Raw genomic sequence first — 17,339 nt, forward strand, 5'->3', positions numbered from 1 at the left:
GCCCTGTAACGCTTACCCATAAAGCGCTAGCAGCTATCAAAACCATAGTTCCCATCACACACCACAGGAGACAACCACCATGCAAATCGCATTCATCGGGCTGGGCAACATGGGCGCGCCCATGGCCATCAACCTGCACAAGGCCGGCCACAGCGTGAAGGCCTTCGATCTGAGCCAGGACGCCCTGGCCAAGATCAAGGCCGAGGGCCTGCAGGTCGCCGCGAGCGCGCAAGACGCCGTGCAGGGCGCTGAGGCCGTCGTTACCATGCTGCCCGCCAGCCAACACGTGGAAGGCCTGTTCCTGGGCAACGGCAACCTGCTGGCCAGCATTGCCAAGGGCACGCTGGTGATCGACAGCTCCACCATCGCCGCCGCCACCAGCCAGAAGGTCGCCAAGGCCGCTGAAGCCCTGGGCATCGACTTCATCGACGCACCCGTATCGGGTGGCACGGGCGGCGCCATCGCCGGCTCCCTCACCTTCATGGTGGGCGGCACCGACGCGCAACTGCAGCGCGCACGCCCCCTGCTGGAAAAAATGGGCGCCAACATCTTCCACGCCGGCGCCGTGGGCGCGGGCCAGACAGCCAAGATCTGCAACAACATGCTGCTGGGCATCCTGATGGTGGGCACCAGCGAAGCCATCGCCTTGGGGGTAGCCAACGGCCTGGACCCCAAGGTGCTGTCTGAGATCATGCGCCGCAGCTCCGGCGGCAACTGGGCGCTGGAAAAGTACAACCCCTTCCCCGGCGTGCACGAGAACGCCCCCGCCAGCAAGGGCTACGCGGGCGGCTTTGGCACCGACCTGATGCTGAAAGATTTGGGTCTGGCCCAGGAAAACGCCATCGCCACCAAGGCCAGCACCCCGCTCGGCGGCATGGCGCGCGCAATCTACGCGGCGCACAGCATTGCGGGGCACGGGGGGGAGGATTTCTCCAGCGTGATCAAGATGGTGCAAAAGAAGGGCTGAAGCAGGCTTTCCGGCATGCCTTCTGCAAAAAGGCGCTGTGACTTGCGTTGCAGCGCCTTTTTTATTTTGAGCAGAGTGCCTTGCTGCGATCTCAAACTAGGCAAGTAGTAGGCAGGTGCTCATCCATCTATGGCCTCTTTCGACCCAACGCGGGCGAGTTGGACCGCTGACATCATCGACGGATCCTGAAAAATAACCCGCTTCACCCGGAGCGGACATCTTTCGATGCAGTTGTCTTGGGTACGGTCTCGCGGGACCGGGGCGCGCGGCTTGGCGCGAGATCGTCGCAGCGTACCCCCGAAAACAGAGGTAGTGAGGAATTTCAGACACGACACAGCACCTCCTCCCGAAAAGCCCTGCCCGCTGGTCCAAGTACGCGATCGCGCCGATGCGCAACATAGGCCTGTTCACGGGCTTCCCCTGCGGGGCCGAGGTTGCTGGCAACGAGTCGCAGAAGTCGAGCGTCGCGCAGCGCGGTTTCGACTGTCCATAGGGGCAGGCGGCCCCAGCCCACGCCCGCCTCAATTAACGCCTGCTTCGCTTCCTGCGTACCGACGCGCCACGTCCGGGGAGACAGCACATTGAAGTCACGCCTCGCTGACAGCGGGGTGGGATCGATCAGGACGATCTGCAGGTGCTCGCCAATATCGTCCGCGCTCAGGCGCTTGCGCGCGCGCAGCGACGCACCCAGCCGGTGGCTGGATGACACGACGGGCACGATCGGGACCGTCGTCAGCGGCTCCTTCTTGACCCGCGGATCGTGCAGGTCGTTGCCGACCGTGATGGCCACGGAACAGCGGCCCTCGAGCAATGCGTCGAGTGGACCGCCAAGCGGGGCGACTTGCAGTTGGACACGGACGCTCGGATACCGCGCGTGCACGGCCTGCAATGCGGCACAGGCCAGGGGCAGCGGAAACAGCGTGTCGACGATGACGGATAACTCCAGCTCCAGCCCTTGGCTCACGCCCTGGGCGCGAGCGCGCATGGTGTCCACCTTTAGCAGCACCGCGCGTGCGTCCTCTAGCAGCGCGGTCCCGGCAGGCGTCAAAACCGGCCTGCGCCCGTCGCGGTCGAAGAGCGCAATACCCAACTCCTGCTCCAGGCTCGCCACCGCGTGGCTGACGGCCGACTGCGCTCGTCGCAAGCGGGCAGCGCCGGCGCGAAAGCCGCCCGCTTCGGCGATGGCCACAAAAGTTCGTAATTGACCCAGTGTGAGGGCGTCGATCATTGATCCACTCTTTAGATCATTTTGAGCGAAATTATGTGACTTTCATTGATCGGACGTTGGACCCATAGTCGCACAACCAACTCAAAAGAAAGGAATTCAGGATGCCTATCCGTCCACGTGTGCTGGTTCTGTACTACTCCTCGTACGGGCACGTCGAAACCCTGGCGCAGGCCGTGCGCGACGGTGCGCGCGAGGCGGGCGCGCAGGCCGACCTCAAACGCGTGCCGGAACTCGTGCCTCCATCGGTTGCGGAGCGGGCTGGCTATCGGCTCGAACAGGCCGCACCGGTCGCCCGGGTCGAAGAGCTGGCCGACTACGACGCGATCCTGTTCGGCACGCCGACGCGCTTTGGCACGATGGCCGCCCAGATGAAGAACTTCTTGGACCAGGCCGGTGGCCTCTGGGCACGCGACGCGCTCGTCGGCAAGGTAGGCAGCGTCTTCACATCCACGGGCTCGCAGCACGGCGGTCAGGAAGCCACGCTGCTCACGACGCACGTGGTGCTGCTGCACCTGGGCATGCTGCTGGTCGGCCTCCCCTATACCTTCAAGGGGCAGAACCGCATGGACGAAGTGACCGGAGGCAGCCCCTATGGCGCTTCGACGATCGCCGATGATGGCGAAGGTGGCAACCGCCTGCCGAGCCCGAACGAGCTGGAAGGCGCGCGCTTCCAGGGCGCGCACGTCGCTCGCGTCACCCATGATTTGTTGCTCGGCCGGCTCCACCGGGAAGCGGCATGACGGGCGCGCTCCCGACGTCGCCCTGGCCCGCTACCTTGTTGCTGGTCGGGGCTGGCATTGTCTCGGCCGTACAGGTGGGCAAGGCGCCCGCCGCGTTGCAGGCTGTGCAGACGGCGCTGGCCATGCCGCTATCGCAAGCCGCGTGGCTGCTGTCCGCCTTCGGCGTCGTCGGGGCGATGTTCGGTATCGCCATCGGACTGGTGGCAGATCGGCTCGGCGCGCGCCGCGCACTGATCGCCGGCCTGCTCCTGCAGGGCGTCGCATCGGCCGCTGGCGCCATGGCCCAAGGCCCCGTGCTGCTGATCACAAGCCGCGTCGTGGAGGGCGTTGGCTTCCTTGGTGCGATCGTGGCGGCCCCCGCCCTCATTGCACACATCGCGCGGGGACGCGGCGCCTCTGGCCCGTTGGGTGCCTGGAGCACCTTCATGCCGGTTGGCATGGCACTCATCCTCTTTGCGTCCCCCTGCTTGCTCTTGTACGGCTGGCGCGCGCTGTGGTGGGTGGGCAGCGCCGCCGCCCTGGTCTTCGCCTGCGCCGTGGCGTTGCACGCGCCCCACGTAGCGGCTGCGCGGGACAACGCAAGCACCGCGGCTTTGCTGCGCCAAACGCTGCTGGCGCGGGGGCCAATCTGCCTGCTGCTGCTGTTCATGCTCTATGCCGGGGCATGGTTTGCTCTGTTCGGGCTGCTGCCGGTCGTCCTGCAGGACGGGCTGGCGCCCTCGCCGGCTCGGGCGAACGCGCTCACTGCGCTTGCCATCGGCGCGGGTGCAGTGGGCAACCTGCTGGGCGGGGCGTTGGTTGCGCACGGGGCACGACCGTCTTCTGCCTTGGCCTGGGCATTCGGTGCCAGCGCAGTGCTTGCGTTGGTCGTGGCGACAGCACCGCTCGGCCCCGCATGGCGTTTCGGCCTGGTCGTAGTCTTTGCAGTGATTTCTGGAATCGTGCCTCCCGCGCTTTTCGCGGAGGCTCCGTCACAGGCACCGCATCCCAATGCAGTGGGTGCGACCCTGGGAATGATGATGCAGGGCAACAACCTGGGCCTGGTCGCGGGTCCACCCGCCGCAGCCGCCCTCACCGCAGCAGGCGGATGGCCCGCGTTGGGAGCTGGGGTCGCCGCCGCCGCCCTCGCGGCCGTCGCGGTGGCGTGGTGGTTGCTGCCGCGAACCGAACGCAGCCTGGAAGCACCTTGGAGTCGAATCTCGCATGACCACCGATAGACAAACCAGCCCCATCCTTCTTCGCAATACCCTGGCTTTTGACCGGCAACATGTGGCCGAATTCAAGCGCGCCATCGTCAACGCGGTCGAGTTTGCAAATCAGCACGCCCCCCAGTTGATGGTTCAGACTTACGTCGACGATGAGAACGGCCTCTGCTACAGCTTCCAGCTGTTTCAAGACTCCGAAGCGGTTCTCCGCCATTGGCAAGTGTCTGACCCCAGCATTGCCGGGGTGATGAAGTACTGCGTCATCCGCAGCTTGGAGGTTTATGGCGACGCCAGCAAAGCCGTGCGTGACGGGATTCTGAACGCAGTCGGTGACGCCAGCGTTTCCTTCACGCCGGCATTTGTCGGGTTCTCTCGCCTTGGTTGAAGCGGGCTAACAATGCCCTGGCTTTGCTCCTCTACCGAAACTCTTTATAAAACAATCGGTTAGATAGAAATTCAAGCCATCGCCATCCACTCTTGTACGCAATGGCGGGCCAGCGCCGTCACCCAGCAGGGCTCCCCCGGTACGAAGGCAATCCCGTACCGCGGGCTGACCAGAAACCCGGCGCGGTCGAATGCCCGGTCATCGCTCGATTGCACAAACACGGCCAGGTCACGGAACGGCACGGCCACGGTGCCCAGGTGCAGCGCTTCCGCGCGGGCGGTCACCTCTTCCAGGCGGCCACTGTCCTGAAAGCGGTAGACCACGTCGCCATAGTCCAGCGCGGTCAGGTCGACGTTGTTGCGCGACTCGCTGCGTGGCTGGCCGTGGGCGCGGATGATGTCGCCGCGCGTGGCGGTGAGGGGCACGCCATTCACGCTTTCGTAGGGTTGCAGGTGCATGGTCGATTCTGTGGCGGCGCGGCGGCGCGCGGCAACCGGGGGCGTGTATCGAACCGTGAGGCGCAACACGCGCGTATATTGCCCCGTGTTGCCGTTGGCGGGCCGTAAGCACCCCGCAATGGTTCAGCATGAAAATGCCGCCCAGCACCCGTCTGAAAAGCGCGGGCAGCTATCAAAATCGAAGTTCTTTCAACCACCCTCCTCCTTTGACTGCGATGACAGCCTCCACCGACTTCGCCCCCATGCCCGATGCCGCCGGCTTCTTTGGCCCCTACGGCGGGCAGCTTGTGCCGCCGCACCTGAAAGCCGCCATGGACGACATCGCCGCGGCCTATGCCGAGATCACGCAGCGCAAGGACTTCCAGGACGAGCTGGCACAGCTGTTTGCCGATTACGTGGGCCGGCCCAGCCCGATCTTTCATGCCAAGCGCCTGTCGGGCCTGCTGGGCGGCGCGCAGATCCACCTCAAGCGCGAGGACCTGAACCACACCGGCGCGCACAAGATCAACCACTGCCTGGGCGAGGCGCTGCTGGCCAAGTTCATGGGCAAGAAGAAGGTGATCGCCGAGACGGGCGCCGGCCAGCACGGCGTGGCGCTGGCCACGGCCTGTGCGCTGGTGGGCATTCCGTGCGAGATCCACATGGGCCAGGTGGACATCGAGAAGGAGCACCCCAACGTCACCAAGATGCGCATTCTGGGCTGCAAGCTGGTGGCAGTGACGCGCGACGCGGCCACGCTGAAGGAGGCGGTGGACAGCGCCTTCGAGGAGTACCTGACCAACCCCACCGACTACCTGTACGCCATCGGCTCGGTGGTGGGGCCGCACCCGTTTCCGATGATGGTGCGCGACTTCCAGAGCATCATCGGCCGCGAGGCGCGCGAACAGTTCCAGGCCAGGCACGGCCGCCTGCCCGACTACGTGACCGCCTGCGTGGGCGGCGGCAGCAATGCCATGGGCATGTTCACCGCCTTCCTGGGCGATACCGATGTGAAGCTGGTGGGCGTGGAGCCCTCGGGCGAAGGCACCGACAAGCCCGGCCGGCACGCGGCCACGCTGAGCATGGGCCAGCCCGGTGAGATCCACGGCATGAAGTGCTATGTGCTGGAGGATGCGCCGGGCGTGCCCGCCGCCGTGCACAGCATTGCCTCGGGCCTGGACTACCCCGGCGTGGGCCCGCAGCACAGCTATCTGAAGGACATTGGCCGCGTGCAGTACGAAGCCGTGACCGACAAGGAATGTCTGGACGCGTTCATGCAGCTGTCGCGCGTGGAAGGGATCATCCCCGCGCTGGAGAGCGCCCATGCCGTGGCCTGGGCCATCCGCGTGGCGCCCACGCTGCCTCAGGACCAGCACATCCTGGTCAACCTGTCGGGCCGCGGCGACAAGGATGCGGATTACGTCGCCAAGGTACTGGGGCTTTGACGGGCGGGCGCGGCGCGTGTTCTGCCATCATGCCGCCCTTGATTCACTGAACTGAGAGAACCTGACCATGGCACTGCCACCCAACAAGCAACGCAGCCGCCGCCTTCGCAAGAAGATGCGCGTGGCCGAGTTTCAGGAATTCGGCTTCGAGTACGAGCTGAAGGTCAAGCAGGAGCTGACGCCCGAGCAAGAGGAGGCGCTGATGGACCGCTTCGTGCGGGACCTGCTGGTGCCCCGCAATCTGGCGGCCGCCGGCTGGGTGCGCGAAGGCTTCGTGACGGCCTTCGTGCGCGGCTCCGCCACCGAGGACGACCGCCAAGCCACGCAGGCCTGGCTGGCTGCACAGCCCGAGGTGGCCGAGGCCACGGTGAGCGAGCTGAAGGACGCCTGGTACGTGCAAGACTGATCTGCGCACCACAGGGTAGCCGCGCAGTGCTGGGCTGGCGTCAGCCAGAAGGTTTCAAGCCTTTTTGGCCTCTAGCCTTTGACCAGCAAGCGCCAGCAGCTATCAAAACAGAAGCGAAACAGCCGCCAACCCCCACGGGGGTGGCGGCTGTTGCCGTTGATGCGGTGCGTTCGTGCGAACGGGGCGGTTGGCTCAGTACACCGTGATCCTTGCGGCCCTGATGACCTGGGTCGCACGGGGCGGCCCCTGCCCTCTGGCGGGCGCCCGCCACGGGGACGTTCGCACTCAGACAGCGCCGCGCGCCTCCACGTAAAGCGCGTAGATCGAATGGCTGCTGGCCATGAACAGGCGGTTGTTCTTGGCACCCCCAAAACACAGGTTGGCACAACGCTCAGGCAGCCGGATGTGGCCAATGGCTTTGCCTTCGGGGTTGAAGACCATCACGCCATCCAGGTCCGCCGGGTTGGCGCCCACGGCGCCGTTGCTGCCCCACCCGCACCAGAGGTTGCCGAACTCGTCGCACTTGATGCCGTCCAGGGCACCCGGGCCGCCCGCGTCGATGTGCAGACGCTTGCCGGACAGCCGCCCGCCCGGGCCCACATCGTAGGCCCACACCACGCGATGCGGCTGGTGGCGGCCCTCGACGATGTAGAGCACCTTCTCATCGGGCGAAAAGCACAGGCCATTGGCACCTGCCAGGTCGCCCAGCACCTGGCTGACCTTTGCGCCGGCCGGGTCGATGCGGTAGACGCCGTGCGGCAGCTCTGGCGCGGCCTTTTCGCCCTCCCAATGACCGGCGATGCCGAACGGCGGGTCGGTAAACCAGACCGCGCCGTCCTTGCTGCAAATGATGTCGTTGGGTGAGTTGAAGCGCTTGCCGTTGTAGCCATCGGCCAGCACGGTGATGCTTCCGTCGTACTCGGTGCGCGTGATACGGCGCGTCAGGTGCTCGCAGGTCAGCAGCCGGCCCTGGCGGTCGCGCGCGAGGCCGTTGGAAAAGTTGGAGGGCTGGCGGAATACGCCCCACGCACCGGTGGCCTCATCCCAGCGCATGATGCGGTTGTTCGGAATGTCGGATACCAGCAGGTAGCGCCCGTCCCCGAACCACACGGGCCCTTCGGCCCAACGCATGCCGGTGGCGATCTGCTCCACGCTGCTGCTGTAGATGCGGTACTTGGCGAACTGCGGGTCCAGCACCTGCACCGATGGGTCGGGGTAACGCTGCTGGGGCTTGAATTCAAAACTCTGCGCCGTGGCAGCACCTGCGGCCGTGGCGACCACCGCGCCGGCCAGGAAATGGCGCCGCGTGGCAGCGCGGGGCGCCGCATTCTTCTCGTGAGGCATTTCGGGATCTCCGTTGTGGGTTTTGCCGGGGGTGGGTCGAACAAGCAGGTCAGGTCACCGGCGCTGGGTTGAACAGCACGAGCTGGTTGGCCAGCTTCCAGTGCTCGGCCCAGGTCTTTTTGCGGCCGCTGGCCACGTCGAGCATGAGGTGGAACAACTCCCAGCCCACTTCTTCGATGGTGGCCTGCCCGTCTGCGATGCGGCCGGCGTTCACATCCATCAGGTCGTGCCAACGCCGGGCCAAATCGCTGCGCGTGGCCACCTTGATCACCGGCACCTGCGCAAGCCCATAAGGCGTGCCGCGCCCCGTGGTGAACACGTGCAGGTTCATGCCCGCCGCCAGTTGCAGCGTGCCGCAGATGAAGTCGCTGGCGGGGGTGGCCGCGTAGATCAATCCTTTTTGCACCGCCTTTTCGCCCGGTGCCACCACGCCGGCGATGGGCGCGCTACCGCTCTTGACGATGGAGCCCATGGCCTTCTCGACGATGTTCGACAGCCCCCCCTTCTTGTTGCCCGGCGTGGTGTTGGCACTGCGGTCCACGCGGCCGCGTGCCAGGTAGGCGTCGTACCAGACCATCTGGTCGATCAGGGCCTGCGCCACCTCGGGCGTGGCCGCACGTGCGGTGAGCTGGTCGATGCCGTCACGCACCTCGGTCACCTCGCTGAACATCACCGTGGCGCCGGCGCGCACCAGCAAATCGGTGCAAAAGCCCACGGCCGGGTTGGCGGTCACACCGCTGAAGGCATCGCTGCCGCCGCACTGTACGCCCACCACCAGTTCGCTGGCAGGCACCGTCTCGCGCCGACGTGCGTTCAGGCGCTTCAGGTGCTCGTCGGCCTGGCGCAAGATGGAGTCGACCATGGACATAAAGCCCACATGGGCTTCATCCTGCAGGCACACCACGTCCAGCGGTGCCTCCTGCAGGGTACGCTGGTCCACCAGAGCAATGGCGCCAGGCGGCATGAGGCGCTCGGGCTGCAGCTTCTCGCAGCCCAGGCTGACCACCATCACCTCGCCGCCGAAGTTCGGGTTGAGGCTGATGTTGCGCAGCGTGCGGATGGGTACCGCCGCGTCCGGCGCGTCGATGGCGACACCGCAGCCGTAGCCATGCTCCAGCGCCACCACGTCGTCCACGTTCGGGTACTTGGGCAGCAACTCGGCCTTGATGCGCTGCACGGCAAAGTCCGTCACCCCGGCCACGCACTGCACCGTCTGGGTGATTGCAAGGATGTTGCGCGTGCCCACGGAGCCATCGGCGTTGCGGTAGCCCTCGAAGGTGTAGCCCGCCAGCGGCTCCATCGGCGTCGGCTTGGCGGTGGCGATGGGCAGGCCGTCCAGCGCACGCGCATCGGGCATCTGCAACAGGCGCTCGTGCACCCAGCTACCAGCCGCTATGAACTTGAGGGCATAGCCGATGACCACGTTGTAGCGGCGCACGGCACCGCCCTCGGGGATGTCTTCCAGCGCCACCTTGTGCGCCTGCGGCACCTTGTCCACCAGCACCTGGCCGCCGGGCAGCCGGGTGCCAGCAGGCAGGCCGCCATCGTTGGCCACGATGGCGACGTTGTCGGCCGGGTGCATGGCGATGCAAAGCGGGGCTTGTGTACTCATACCAATGTCTTTTCCAGTTTCCATGGCGCTACGGCCGCCCGCGGGCTATGAAGCTGACGCCTGCAACCAGGTTGCCGTGCAAGGGCTACCCGGCAACGGGGCGGCATCTCCGTTAGCGAAAGGCGTGCGGCCGCTCAGGGGTCATTCCGCCTTTATGCCTGCGGCCTTGATCACCTGCGCCCACTTGGCCACCTCGGCTTTCTGGAATGTGGCCAGTTCGGCGGGCGTCATGGTGGATGGCACCATGCCGAAGGCTTTGAGGCGCGCCTGGACTTCCGGGGTGGCGACGATCTTCATGATCTCGGCGTGCAGTCGGTCCACGATGGGCTTGGGTGTGCCGGCGGGCGCGAACACGGCCTGCCAGGAGCCCATGTCGAAGCCTTTTTCTCCGGCTTCGGCAATGGTGGGCACGTCGGGCAGCGACTCCACGCGTTTGGAGCTGGTCACGGCGATGGGGCGCAGCTTGCCCGACTGGATGTGCGGGCCTACGACCAGGGCGGTGTCGAACATCATGTCCACCTGGCCACCGATCACGTCCTGCACGGCCGGGCCGCTGCCCTTGTACGGCACATGCGTGAACTTCACGCCCGTCTGATAGGCCAGCAGCTCCAGCGCCATGTGGTTGGAGGTGCCGCTGCCGGGCGACGCCGAGGACAGGCCGCCCGCCGCGGCCTTGGCCTTGCTGGCGGCGAGCACTTCCGCAAGCGTCTTGTACGGGCTGGCGGCGGGCACCACCAGCACCAGCGGACCCGATCCCAGCATGGCAATCGGTGTGAAGGACTTGACGGGGTCGTAGTCCAGCTTTGGGTACAGGCTCACGTTGATGGCGTGCGAGCTGATGGTGCCGCCAAGGATGGTGTAGCCGTCGGCGGGCGCGCGCGCGGCGATGGCCGATCCCACGCTGCCGCCCGCGCCGCCCTTGTTGTCAATGACCACGGGCGTGCCCAGGGCCTGGCCCAGAGGCTGGGCTACCACGCGAGCCAGCGTGTCGGTATTACCGCCGGGTGGAAAGGGCACCAGGTAGGTGATGGCCTTGCCCGCCGGCCAATTGCCCTGCGCTGCTACAGGCAGGGGGGTCAATGCGCTGCCCAGCAGCAAGGCGCTGGCGGCGGCGAGGGAGCTTTTGATCAAGGTGCGGCGTTGCATGGGGGATGTCTCCTGGTTGGATGGAAAGGACTCAGAAACGTGGCTGGCGGCCAGTGAAGCCGGGGTCGTACTTGCGCATCTGCCCGAGGTCGTCGCGGTTGCGGATGCCGCAGTGCAGGTAGTTGTCGTGCAGGCGGGCCAGCGCCTCGCGATCCAGCGTGACGCCCAGGCCCGCCGTCGTAGGCACGCGCAGGCTGCCCTGTTCGAATTGCAGGCGGCCGCCTTCGACGACCTCCTCGTCCTGCCACGGGTAGTGCGTGTCGCAGGCATAGGTGAGCTGCGGCACGCTGGCACACAGGTGCGTCATGGCGACGAGGCTGATGCCCAGGTGGGAGTTGCTGTGCATGGACAGACCCAGGTCGAAGGTCTTGCACAGCGTGGCCAGCCGTTGCGTGGCACGCAGACCGCCCCAGTAGTGGTGGTCGCTGAGCACGATCTTCACGGGGCAGCCCAGGTCAACGTTGCGGCGGAATTCGGCAAAGTCGGTGACCACCATGTTGGTGGCCAGCGGCACGTCGCCTTCGCGTTCCATCGCGCGCGCCACGGCAGCCATGCCCTCCAGGCCAGGGGCCGGGTCTTCGTAATACTCCAGCACGCCACGCAGTTGCCGCACCACCTTCAGGCTGGTCTGTACCGTCCAGTTGGCGTTGGGGTCGATGCGCAACGGCATACCCGGAAAGGCCTGGGCCAGCGCGAGGATGCCGGCCGCCTCCTGGTCGGGCGGCAAGGCGCCGCCCTTGAGCTTGATGCTCTGGAAGCCGTACTGGGCGATCATGCGCCGCGCCTGGGCGACGAGTTGCGCGGGCGTGAGTGCCTCGCCCCAGGCATCCGGCGCATAGGGCTGGTCGATGTGTTCGGCGTATTTGTAGAACAGGTAGGCCGAGAAGGGAACGCTGTCGCGCGCCGCGCCGCCCAGCAGATCCACGACCGGGGCCTGGGCCAACTGGCCTTGCAGGTCCAGCATCGCCACTTCAAACGCGCTGATGACCTTGGCCACGGTCTTGGATACATGCGTGCCCGGTGCCAGCGACACCTGCTGCCCCAGGAATTCCGAGGCCGTCTGTGCGGGCGGTGCGACCAGGGCCGCCACGCGCTGCTCCATGGCGTTGAGCGCCCAGGGGGACAGACCCACCAGGGCGGGCGCCGCCTTGGCCAAAGCGTCCAGCATGGGCTGGTCGCCATAGCTCTCGTTGATGCCCACCAGACCCGAGGCGGTCTCGATCTCGATGATGGAGCGCAGGGCCCAGGGCTCGTGGATGCCGGCCGCATTGAGCAGCGGCGGATCGCGGAAGGCGATGGGCGTGATGCGGATGTGGCGGATCGCGTGGGAGGTGCTCATCTTCGTGCGTTGAGAGAGGCATCCGTGCCGGCATTTCAGGGTGCGGCTCGAATAAGAGATATGTTGTCTGATAACGTGCAACGAATTATGATCACATCCATGAACACGCCCTCCACGGGATTACCCGAATCCATCGCGTCCGTAGCCCAGCACGCCTCTTCACTGCGCGGCAGAGCGGGCCGCAGCGCAGGGCGCAGCCTGGCAAAGGTGCTGTTCGATGAGTTTGAAAGCAAGATTCGCCAAGGCCTGCTGCGCGAAGGCGACAAGCTGCCCACGGAATCGGAGCTGGTGCAGGGCTACGATGTGAGTCGCACAGTTGTGCGCGAGGCACTGTCCAAGCTGCAGGCCGCCGGCATGGTGGAGACCCGACACGGCATCGGCACCTTCGTACTGCCACCCCGCAGCGGCGGCATGTTCTTCCTGGACCCCTCCGAGTTGGCCGAGTCCGTGGACGTGCTGGCCGTGCTGGAGCTGCGCATCAGCCTGGAGACCGAGTCGGCCGGGCTGGCCGCGCAACGCCGTACGGAGGGGCAATTGCAGGCCATGCGTGCCGCACTGGATGACTTTGCGCAGAGCACGCAACTGGGCGAAGACACGGTAGCCCACGACTTTCGCTTTCACCTGCAGATTGCCCAGGCCACCGGTAACCGCTATTTTGCGGACATCATGAACCACCTGGGCACCACGCTGATTCCACGCACCCGCGTGGGCACCACCCGCAGCTCCCCGCCGAATGACGGCTACCTGCAGCGCGTGAACCGAGAGCACGAAGAGATCTACATGGCGATTGCGCGCAAGGATGCGGAATCCGCCCGCGCGGCTATGCGCGTACACCTGACCAACAGCCGCGAACGGCTGCGCCAGGCTCAGGAAGCGGCCGCCGCGGCGGCCGCCCTGCCCGCCTGAGCCCCTCACAAGCCATCCACTGAAAAATTTGCGCTGAAACGTTTGTTGTTCTTTGATTGATGTTGTACGATGACGTATAACTTAACCCGCACAACATCAGGAGACATCGCATGACTTTTACCCGCCGCCTTGCCCTCGCCTGCGCTGCGCTGGCCTGCAGCACGACCATGGTTCACGCCGCAGACAACTGGCCCAGCCGTCCGCTCAAGATCGTCGTGCCCTACCCGCCGGGCGGCAGTTCGGACATCATTGCCCGCTCGATCAGCCAGCAGTTGTCCGAGTCGCTCAAGCAGCCGGTGATCGTCGAGAACAAGCCCGGTGCAAACGGCAATCTGGGCGCCGATATCGTGGCCAAGTCGTCGCCTGACGGCTACACGCTGCTGTTGTGCGATCTGGGTGCGCTGGCCATCAGCCCGTCGATCTATACCAAGCTGCCCTTCGATCCGTCCAAGGATCTGCGCGGCGCTGCCATGCTGGCGTATTCGCCCCACCTGTTGGTGGTGCACCCCTCCGTCAAGGCCAACAACCTGAAGGAACTGGTGGAGCTGTCCAAAACCAGCGACCTGAACTTCGCCGTCACGGCCACCGGCAGCGCACCGCACCTGGCGGGCGTGGAGTTGGCCCGCGCCACGGGCGCCAAGTGGGTCTACGTGCCCTACAAGGGCGGCGTGCAGTCGGTGCAGGACACGGTAGCCGGCCAGACGCAAGTGCTGATGAACGGCATGCTGGCCACCTATCCCCATGTGCAAAGCGGCAAGCTCAAGCTGCTGGGTGTGTCCAAGCGCGAGCGCATGCCGCTCATCGGCAGCTCCCCCACCATCGCCGAGCAGGGCGTGACGGGCTTCGAAACCGGCTCGTGGCAAGGCGTGATGCTGCCCGCCGGAACACCGCCGGCCATCACCAAGCGCATTGGCGAGGCCCTGGTGGCCGCCATCCGTACGCCCGATGTGCGCTCACGCCTCACGGGCCAGGGCGCCGAAGTGGTGACCATGTCCCCGTCGGAAGTGGACAGCTTCTTTGCCAGCGAGCGCGCCCGTTGGGCCAAGGTCGTGCAGCAAGAGAAGCTGCAGCTGGACTGACCGCGCCCCGATTTCCCTTCTTTAACTTAACCCCACGTCGCCAACCTGCCGCGCAGCGGCTTTGAAAGAAAGACTGAGATGACTCCCCAAGACCTGAAGAACGTGATGAGTTCCGGCCTGCTGTCGTTCCCCATCACCGACTTCCATGACAACGGCGACTTCAATGCCAAGGGCTATGCCGAGCGCCTGGAGTGGCTCGCACCGTTCGGCGCCAGCGCGTTGTTTGCTGCGGGTGGCACGGGCGAGTACTTCTCGCTCACGGCCAGCGAATATCCGCAGATCATCCAGACGGCGGTAAACACCTGCCGCGGCAAGGTGCCCATCATTGCCGGTGCGGGCGGCCCCACGCGCTTTGCCATCGAATGCGCGCAGGCCGCCGAGAAGGCCGGCGCGCACGGCATCCTGCTCATGCCCCACTACATGACAGAAGCCAGCCAGGAAGGCCTGGCAGCCCACGTGGAAGCCGTGTGCAAGAGCGTGAACTTCGGCGTGATCATCTACAACCGCGGCATCACCCGCTACACGCCGGAAACCGTTGCCCGCCTGTGCGAGCGCAACCCGAACCTGGTCGGCTTCAAGGATGGCGTGGGCGACATCGAAGGCATGGCCTCCATGTTCCTGGCCATGGGCGACCGGCTTGCCTACCTGGGCGGCCTGCCCACGGCCGAGGTCTATGCCGCCGCCTACAAGGCACTGGGCACGCCGGTGTATTCGTCCGCCGTGTTCAACTTCATCCCGAAAACAGCCATGCGTTTCTACGAAGCGGTGAAGAACGACGATCAGGCCACGCAGCACCAGTTGCTCAAGGACTTCTTCATGCCTTACCTGAAGATCCGCAACCGCAGCGCCGGCTACGCGGTGAGCATCATCAAAGCCGGCGCCAAGATCGTCGGCCACCCCGCCGGCCCCGTGCGTGCGCCGCTGGCCGACTTGCAGGCCGAAGAGATCGAGATGCTGGCCGAACTGATCCGCAAGGTCGAGCCTGTCTGATGCATTTTGGCCCCGCCCAGCGTTGGCGGGGCCGCTCATCCCGGCACATAAAGATCCAAGGAGCACCCCATGAAAAAAGTCCTCGTGGCCCTCGCGGCCAGCGTGGCCCTGTCTGCCGTGGCCGCCTGGCCGGAAAAGAGCGTGAACATCGTCGTACCGTTCCCGCCCGGCGGCTCCACCGACACCATTGCCCGCGCCATGGCCCAGCACATGGGCGAGAAACTGGGCCAGGCATTCGTGGTGGACAACCGCCCGGGCGCCACCGGCACCATTGGCGCCACGGCAGTCAAGCGCGCCGCGCCCGACGGCTACACGCTGCTCGTGGCCTCGCTCGGCCCCTACGTGATCGCGCCGCATCTGGTGAAGAACGTGCCCTATGACGCAGTCAAGGACTTCGACTACCTGTCCCTGCCCGTGCAAGCGCCCAATGTGCTCGTCGCCTCGCCCGCGCAGAAGGCACGTACGCTGGCCGAGGTGGTGGCTGCGCTCAAGGCGCAACCTGGCAAGATCAGCTTTGCCAGCTCTGGCAATGGCTCGTCGGACCACCTCTCGGCCGAGCTGTTCTGGCAGCAAAGCGGCACCACGGGCGTGCACGTGCCCTACAAGGGTGGCGCACCGGCCATCAACGATCTGCTGGGTGGACAGGTGGATTTCTCGTTCCAGAACGTGAACGCGGTGCTGCCGCACATCCGTGCCGGTAAGTTGACGGCCATCGCCGTCACGGGCGACAAGCGCTCCCCCGTTCTGCCCGACGTGCCCACGCTGGCCGAGGCCGGTGTGAAAGGGGCCGAGATCTATTCCTGGCAAGGAATGGCCGCGCCCAAGGGCTTGCCCGCGGATGTGAAGAAGAAGCTGGCGGACGCCGCCATCCAGGCCATCAATGAGCCGACGCTGAAGAAGCGCCTAACGGACCAGGGCATGGAGATCGTTGCCAACACCCCCGAGGAGTTCACGGCCTTCCAGGCGCGCGAATATGCGCGCTGGAAGACGCTCATCGAAGCCCGCAAAATCAGCATCGACTGATTGCCACGCCCTCTCGACGTCCGCGCCGCACTTGCCGGTGCGGGCGCCCTCTTGCCTCTGCCGCCCCCATGACACACCGCTCTCCCCGCATCCTCCAGTACGGCCGCATGCCATTGCCCGCGCTGGACCACGAACTGGCCGCCCAGTTCGACGTGACCGTGCTCAGCGAGCAGCCAGACCGGGCCGGCTTCCTGGCCGCACACGGCGCAGATTTCGAATGCGTGGTGACTTCCGCCGCCATGGGGCTGCCGGGCGACGTGGTGCGCGCCCTGCCCCGCCTGCGGTTCGTCAGCAGCTTTGGCGTGGGCTTTGACGCACTGGACCAGGCTGCGCTGCTGGAGTGCGGCGCACGCGTGGGCTATACGCCCGGTGTGCTGGACGACTGCGTGGCCGACATGGCCTTCGCCCTGCTGCTGGACGCGGCGCGCAGCCTGTCCGCGGCCGACCGCTTCGTGCGCCGCGGTGACTGGAGCCGCCAGCGCTTTGGCGTGCACACGCGCGCCAGCGGCAAGCGCCTGGGCATCTTCGGCATGGGGCGCATCGGCGCTGCCGTGGCGCGCCGCGCCGCGGGCTTTGACATGCAGGTGGCCTACCACAACCGCCGGCCGGTGGAGGGCTCGCCCCATCAGTACCTGCCGTCACTGATGGAGCTGGCGCGTTGGGCGGACTTCCTCGTCATCACCGCTGCGGGCGGAGACAGCACGCGCCACCTGGTGAATGCCGAGGTGCTGGACGCGCTGGGCCCGCAGGGGTTCCTGGTCAACGTAGCGCGCGGCAGCGTGGTGGACGAGGCCGCGCTGGCCGCCGCCCTGCAGCAGCAGCGGATTGCCGGCGCCGGTCTGGACGTGTTCGAGGACGAGCCCCACCCGCTGCCAGCACTGCTCGCATTGGACAACGTCGTCCTGGCCCCCCAACATCGCCAGCGGCACCCAGGAGACCCGCCGTGCCATGGCCGACCTGGTGCTGCAAAACCTGCACAGCTGCCTTGCCACGGGCGCGCCGGTGCAGGAAGTGCCCTGGTCGGCGGCTGCGGCCCGGCAGGCGCACTCCGCCTGACGTCCGGGCCGTTTTCATTTCCGTTTTTTCT

Annotated in this window: 16 protein-coding genes and 1 pseudogene; 11 read left to right on the forward strand and 6 right to left on the reverse strand. The window is 66.1% G+C overall.

Annotated elements, in window-relative coordinates; all coding sequences use genetic code 11:
* The first annotated feature begins 79 nt into the window (after positions 1-79).
* Positions 80-967, forward strand: a complete 888-nt coding sequence (mmsB, locus tag QY917_RS05650; RefSeq protein ID WP_123676724.1) for a 3-hydroxyisobutyrate dehydrogenase — start codon at positions 80-82, stop codon at positions 965-967.
* 322 nt (positions 968-1,289) lie between these two features.
* Here the strand turns inward: mmsB and QY917_RS05655 are convergent, their stop codons facing one another.
* A complete protein-coding gene (locus QY917_RS05655; protein ID WP_123676725.1) occupies positions 1,290-2,195 on the reverse strand; it encodes a LysR family transcriptional regulator in 906 nt (301 codons plus the stop codon).
* 101 nt (positions 2,196-2,296) lie between these two features.
* Here QY917_RS05655 and wrbA point away from each other — a divergent pair, with 101 nt between their 5' ends.
* The 3 genes from wrbA to QY917_RS05670 are packed head-to-tail and all read left to right on the forward strand — an operon-like array spanning position 2,297 to position 4,525.
* Positions 2,297-2,935, forward strand: a complete 639-nt coding sequence (wrbA, locus tag QY917_RS05660; protein ID WP_088886780.1) for an NAD(P)H:quinone oxidoreductase — start codon at positions 2,297-2,299, stop codon at positions 2,933-2,935.
* Positions 2,932-4,152, forward strand: a complete 1,221-nt coding sequence (locus QY917_RS05665; RefSeq protein WP_123676726.1) for an MFS transporter — start codon at positions 2,932-2,934, stop codon at positions 4,150-4,152. The genes wrbA and QY917_RS05665 overlap by 4 nt, the downstream gene beginning before the upstream one ends.
* The gene (locus tag QY917_RS05670; RefSeq protein ID WP_123676727.1) at positions 4,139-4,525 is read left to right on the forward strand and encodes a hypothetical protein; all 387 of its coding nucleotides are present in this window, start codon (positions 4,139-4,141) and stop codon (positions 4,523-4,525) included. The genes QY917_RS05665 and QY917_RS05670 overlap by 14 nt, the downstream gene beginning before the upstream one ends.
* A gap of 71 nt (positions 4,526-4,596) precedes the next feature.
* On the opposite strand, the gene QY917_RS05675 is transcribed toward QY917_RS05670, so the two are convergent.
* Positions 4,597-4,983 carry a hypothetical protein gene (locus QY917_RS05675; protein ID WP_123676728.1) on the reverse strand — a complete coding sequence of 129 codons (387 nt, stop codon included), beginning with the start codon at positions 4,981-4,983 and terminating at the stop codon, positions 4,597-4,599.
* A 215-nt stretch (positions 4,984-5,198) separates the two neighbouring features.
* Here QY917_RS05675 and trpB point away from each other — a divergent pair, with 215 nt between their 5' ends.
* The gene (gene trpB, locus QY917_RS05680) at positions 5,199-6,407 is read left to right on the forward strand and encodes a tryptophan synthase subunit beta (RefSeq protein WP_123676729.1); all 1,209 of its coding nucleotides are present in this window, start codon (positions 5,199-5,201) and stop codon (positions 6,405-6,407) included.
* 67 nt (positions 6,408-6,474) lie between these two features.
* On the forward strand, positions 6,475-6,813 hold the full coding sequence (locus QY917_RS05685) for a YggL family protein (RefSeq protein WP_011805244.1): 339 nt from the start codon (positions 6,475-6,477) through the stop codon (positions 6,811-6,813).
* 285 nt (positions 6,814-7,098) lie between these two features.
* Here QY917_RS05685 and QY917_RS05690 read toward each other — a convergent pair whose 3' ends face one another.
* The 4 genes from QY917_RS05690 to QY917_RS05705 form a co-directional block, all read right to left on the reverse strand.
* Positions 7,099-8,157 (reverse strand): SMP-30/gluconolactonase/LRE family protein, encoded by a 1,059-nt coding sequence (locus tag QY917_RS05690; protein WP_123676730.1) that lies wholly within the window; start codon positions 8,155-8,157, stop codon positions 7,099-7,101.
* Positions 8,158-8,206: 49 nt separating this feature from the next.
* Positions 8,207-9,769 carry a galactarate dehydratase gene (gene garD, locus QY917_RS05695; RefSeq protein WP_123676731.1) on the reverse strand — a complete coding sequence of 521 codons (1,563 nt, stop codon included), beginning with the start codon at positions 9,767-9,769 and terminating at the stop codon, positions 8,207-8,209.
* Positions 9,770-9,910: 141 nt separating this feature from the next.
* Entirely contained in the window at positions 9,911-10,915 is a 1,005-nt protein-coding gene (locus QY917_RS05700; protein ID WP_123676732.1) for a tripartite tricarboxylate transporter substrate binding protein, read from the reverse strand.
* Between the two features lie 31 nt (positions 10,916-10,946).
* Positions 10,947-12,254 (reverse strand): glucarate dehydratase family protein, encoded by a 1,308-nt coding sequence (locus tag QY917_RS05705; protein ID WP_123676733.1) that lies wholly within the window; start codon positions 12,252-12,254, stop codon positions 10,947-10,949.
* A gap of 99 nt (positions 12,255-12,353) precedes the next feature.
* On the opposite strand from QY917_RS05705, the gene QY917_RS05710 reads away from it, so the two are divergent.
* The 5 genes and pseudogenes from QY917_RS05710 to QY917_RS05730 all read left to right on the forward strand — a co-directional run bounded on the left by QY917_RS05710 (position 12,354) and on the right by QY917_RS05730 (position 17,308).
* Positions 12,354-13,160, forward strand: a complete 807-nt coding sequence (locus QY917_RS05710) for a FadR/GntR family transcriptional regulator (protein WP_162844570.1) — start codon at positions 12,354-12,356, stop codon at positions 13,158-13,160.
* Positions 13,161-13,270: 110 nt separating this feature from the next.
* Complete coding sequence (locus QY917_RS05715; RefSeq protein WP_123676735.1) at positions 13,271-14,239, forward strand: tripartite tricarboxylate transporter substrate binding protein; 969 nt, start codon at positions 13,271-13,273, stop codon at positions 14,237-14,239.
* 78 nt (positions 14,240-14,317) lie between these two features.
* Entirely contained in the window at positions 14,318-15,229 is a 912-nt protein-coding gene (kdgD, locus tag QY917_RS05720) for a 5-dehydro-4-deoxyglucarate dehydratase (RefSeq protein WP_011805237.1), read from the forward strand.
* 69 nt (positions 15,230-15,298) lie between these two features.
* Positions 15,299-16,252 carry a tripartite tricarboxylate transporter substrate binding protein gene (locus tag QY917_RS05725; protein ID WP_011805236.1) on the forward strand — a complete coding sequence of 318 codons (954 nt, stop codon included), beginning with the start codon at positions 15,299-15,301 and terminating at the stop codon, positions 16,250-16,252.
* Between the two features lie 68 nt (positions 16,253-16,320).
* Positions 16,321-17,308 (forward strand): annotated as a pseudogene (locus QY917_RS05730) (2-hydroxyacid dehydrogenase).
* The last annotated feature ends 31 nt before the right edge of the window (positions 17,309-17,339 follow it).

Source organism: Diaphorobacter sp. C33, assembly GCF_030503915.1.
GTDB classification, from domain to species: domain Bacteria; phylum Pseudomonadota; class Gammaproteobacteria; order Burkholderiales; family Burkholderiaceae_C; genus Diaphorobacter; species Diaphorobacter nitroreducens.